Consider the following 3334-nt stretch of genomic DNA (forward strand, 5'->3'; position numbering starts at 1 on the left):
ACAGGCTGCCATAGGTTTTAGTTTTTTAGTTGGGAGTCGGTAGTCCGTAGTCGGGAGTATCTACCCATAGTTTTTAGCTTTTTAGTTTTTTAGTCGGGAGTCGGGAGTCAGTAGTATTTAACAAACTACTCAAAAAGCTTGAGACTATAATTACTCCTAACTAATGACTACTGACTACGGACTCCTAACTCCTGACTCCCGACTCCTAACTACGGACTCCTAACTACGGACTCCTGACTCCTAACTACGGACTACTGACTACTGACTCCCGACTCCTAACTACGGACTCCTGACTCCTAACTCCCGACTCCTGACTGCTGACTAAAAAACTAACCCATCACTTTTTTCAATAAATTCTTTTTGGTGATAGCTGAGGTTGTAAGCAAGCCCGAAAACAAGGCACCACCTATACCCGCCGTTACAATGTCTTGTCCGGTAAGGTAAAAGTTTTTGATAGGGGTATGCGGACGCAAAAATTTGTGCTTAAAACGTTCAGGGCTATGGTCTAAGCCGTAAATCTCACCTTTCTCATAATTGATAAAATGCTTGGTAGTAATAGGGGTTGATAATTCATAGCAATCTATTTTTCCACGCAAGTGGGGCTCTAGTTTGAACAGTTCCTCTAACAAACGTTGCGAATATTCTTCTTTGAGTGCTTCATAATCTTCGCCTCGTTTTTTCCAGCGGGTGTTCTCCCATTTTTCAAACACATTGTAAGGCATCAAAGTAATAATATCGATGGTACTACGGTCAGGGTAACGGTTGCTCCAGTCGGGGTCTTTGGCCGAAGGAAAAGACACATATACCACCGGAAAAGGTTGGCTTGTATCCTGGCTGTAGCGCTCTACACATTCGTCGTGGCTTAAGTCACCAGGATACACCCAATAGTTTGCCTTGGGCAACTTGAGCTCTTCGGGCGAACCTTTGAGCCCTATATACAGCGAGAGGTGGGCTACTGAATTATTTACCTTGGTGATTTGTTCGTTGAGCTGATGTTTTTTTACTGTTGCTTCGGGCATTAAGGTTTTATAGGTCGTCATTACCCCTGCCCCGCTCACTACCTTATCAGCGCGAAACTCTTTGCCATCGGTCATTTTTACACCTACTGCCTTGTTGTCTTCTATGATTATCTCTTCTACTTCGGCACTTACCAAAATAGTACTACCTGATGCTTCCAGTACAGGGGCTATAGTGTCTACCACCTGCGAAGACCCTCCAACAGGGAAGTTGCCCCCCGAAAAATAGTGGCGTACCAATGACGCATGCATACCAAAACTACTTTGTTTGGGAGGCAAACCATAGTCGCCATATTGCCCGGTGAGCACCTTGATGAGCTCTTGGTTTTGGGTGATTTCTTCGAGCACATCCTGGGTAGTACGGGTGGCATATTTTAGGTAAGGGTTACGCATCAAACCACCCGATACCTTGCTTACCATGGGGGGCATTGCCTTTTCCATGTAAAAATTGCGACTGGTTTTGGTTACTTTAAACACCAAGTCTACATATTGGTCTATAGCATCGGCTTCTGCTGGAAAGTACTCTTTGAGCTTTTCTTTAAAATTGGCTGTACCTTTTACAAAGTCATAGGTTTTATCACCAATTACGATGCGGTCGTAGACCTCGCCCATATCTGCCCATTTGAGCTTGCTATCAGTAATATAGTCAAACAACTTGCGTAACACGCTTTGCTCGCGGTGTACTTCGCCTATATAATGAATCCCCACGTCCCACTCATAGCCCCGGCGTTTAAAAATATGGGTAAACCCACCCGCGGTATAGTGGCGCTCCAGCACCAATACTTTTTTACCCTCTTTTGCCATCAAAGCAGCCGAGGTCAAACTGCCTAATCCTGACCCTATAAAAATAGTGTCGTAGTGATCTAATGCTTTGTAGTTTTTCTTGTATGATTGTATCATTTCTTTAGTTTTTAGTTTTTTAGTTCTTTAGTTGGGAGTCCGTAGTTGGGAACCCTTGCAAGTGTCCCAGGAACTGGGTGCCCCGTAAACAAGATGTCGGCGTAACCTCCACTAGTTTCTGGGTTTTACACCTTGTTCTTTATAGTCAGTAGTCGGGAGTCCATAGTCGGGAGTTGTTCTCATAATTGAGAAATCGCTTTGCGCTAACTCCTGACTAATCGCTTCGCGTTAACTCCCGACTCCCGACTAATCGCTTCGCGCCAACTCCCGACTCCTGACTACGGACTCCCGACTAACCGCTTCGCGCCAACTCCCGACTCCTGACTACGGACTCCCGACTAACCGCTTCGCGCCAACTCCCGACTACGGACTCCCGACTCCTGACTACGGACTACGGACTCCCAACTAAACTATTGACTGTTGACTGTCGCCTGTGGGCTCTCCAACGGAATATTCAACATCTCACGAGCTTCGTCTATAGTAGCCACCTCGCGCCCCATTGTATGGGTCAGGTGCACACCAGCATCTACACATTCGCCGTTCGACTTTGCCATTTCACCATTAGGCAAATAAAAATTATCTTCCAGACCAACCCTAAAGCTGCCTCCCATAGTAATGGCTACAGCAGCGAGTTGCCACTGCTTGCGGCTAATGCCTATCACCTGCCAATGTCTACCATCGGGTACTTGACTTATTTGGTGCATCAGGTTTTCGGTACTTGCCGGAATGCCTCCCAACACTCCCATTACCAGGCTGTATACAGCATTGTCGGGCACAAGCCCCATTTCGCGCAGAGGTTGGGCGTTATGAATGTGCCCGGTATCAAAGCACTCCATCTCAGGAATGGTGCCTGCTTCGTTCATTTTTTCCACATAAAACATCATGTCGTCAAACGAGTTTTGGAAGATGGTATTCCAGTGAAATTTCTTGGCTTTTTTGGAGTAAATTGCATAGTTCATACTGCCCATATTAAAAGCCGCCATATCGGGCTTAAGGGCGGTTACATGTCGTATGCGTTCTTCACGCGAAATGCCTATAGCTCCCGTTGAGTAATTGATGATGATTTTGGGGCAACGTTTGCGCACTTCTTCATGAATCTGAGCAAATACTTCAGGACGCCAACTTGGTTGTCCGTTGTCTTCGCGGGCGTGTATATGTACAATACTTGCCCCGGCATCTTCAGCACGTTTGGCTTCTTCGCCCAGCTCTACAGGAGTGTAGGGTATATAAGGGCAATGACTTCTATTAGTAGCAGCACCCGTAAGTGCACACGAAAGTATTAATTTCTTTTTCATAGTTTTTTAGTTAATAGTCCAGAGTTGGGAGTTGGGAGTCAGTAGTTTCTACAGCCTCAAGCTTTTAGCAACAAGCGACAAGTCTTTAGTCCCGAAGAATTGAGGGATGACGCTGCCCTGCAA

Annotated in this window: 2 protein-coding genes; both read right to left on the minus strand. The window is 46.0% G+C overall.

Annotation, left to right across the window (positions count from 1 at the left end):
• Nucleotides 1-329 precede the first annotated feature (329 nt).
• A complete protein-coding gene (locus tag Q0954_RS33375) occupies nt 330-1916 on the minus strand; it encodes an NAD(P)/FAD-dependent oxidoreductase (RefSeq protein WP_299466224.1) in 1587 nt (528 codons plus the stop codon).
• Between the two features lie 410 nt (nt 1917-2326).
• Nucleotides 2327-3211: a 3-keto-5-aminohexanoate cleavage protein gene (locus tag Q0954_RS33380; RefSeq protein WP_299466227.1), complete on the minus strand. Its 885-nt coding sequence runs from the start codon at nt 3209-3211 to the stop codon at nt 2327-2329.
• Nucleotides 3212-3334: the final 123 nt, after the last annotated feature.

This window comes from uncultured Microscilla sp. (genome assembly GCF_947493425.1).
Taxonomy (GTDB): Bacteria; Bacteroidota; Bacteroidia; order Cytophagales; family Microscillaceae; genus Microscilla.

What these genes read in the sequence shown, in the direction of transcription:
- Q0954_RS33375 (WP_299466224.1), bottom strand. Translation starts at nt 1,916, where the DNA reads ATGATACAATCATACAAGAAAAACTACAAAGCATTAGATCACTACGAC.
- Q0954_RS33380 (WP_299466227.1), bottom strand. Translation starts at nt 3,211, where the DNA reads ATGAAAAAGAAATTAATACTTTCGTGTGCACTTACGGGTGCTGCTACT.